The organism is Clostridium sp. CAG:265, assembly GCF_000436575.1.
GTDB classification, from domain to species: domain Bacteria; phylum Bacillota; class Clostridia; order Clostridiales; family Clostridiaceae; genus Clostridium; species Clostridium lentum.
In genome coordinates, this window is record NZ_FR886623.1 from 1 (window position 1) to 781 (window position 781).

At 30.5% G+C, this 781-nt stretch carries 1 protein-coding gene; it reads right to left on the minus strand.

Going from position 1 to position 781, the window contains the following annotated elements; all coding sequences use genetic code 11:
- A partial coding sequence (locus Q5O29_RS07995) for an IS1595 family transposase (RefSeq protein WP_302631932.1) occupies window positions 1-692 on the minus strand: 692 nt, incomplete at its 3' end.
- Window positions 693-781: the final 89 nt, after the last annotated feature.

The window sequence follows — 781 nt, forward strand, 5'->3', positions numbered from 1 at the left end:
CTATTTATATCAGTATAGTTAGGTCTGCCATCACATATTAAACCAGTATATATATTTCCTAATCTATCTACACCACATAATACACAGGCAAATTCCTTTGATATACCTCTTGTATTTATTTCTTTACCACGCTTTCTTGATTCCCTTGGCATAGTAAAATTAGAACTTTTGCTATGATTCCCTTTATAGCTAAGGGCAAAGTATGTCTCATCGAGTTCAATAACACCCTCAAGAGAGCCGTAGCCAATAAATTTTCTAATAGCGTCTATAATTTTATGTCTCCAAAAGAAAGCTGTTGCAATATTAATCTCAACAATTTCGGCACATTGCCTAATAGTGTTACCATTTATCATACATTGAGCATATAGTAGCCATTTATCTAATCCCTTTTTACTACTTGAAACTGGGGATTTAGAAAAATCATTGAAAGTTTTTTTGCACTCTGGATTTTGGCATTTATACCTTTGTTTAACGCCATTCTTACAATGATATTTTCCATACTTAGATATTTTATCATGATTGCAAAAAGGACAGCACTTCCCCTTGTTAAATCTATTTTCAGCGATTTCTTCATCTATAGAGTTAGTTATTCCATTTGACATCAATACAGTCTTTAAAAAATCAAATACCTTCTCTTGCTCATATGTATTTAATTGTGAAACTTGCTGAATAACATTATTAACTCTTGGCATAAAAAACCTCCTAAATAGTAGTTATATTATATATTATAACCATATTTATAGAGGTTAATCAAATTTCAACAGTTTATTAAAACAAAGCC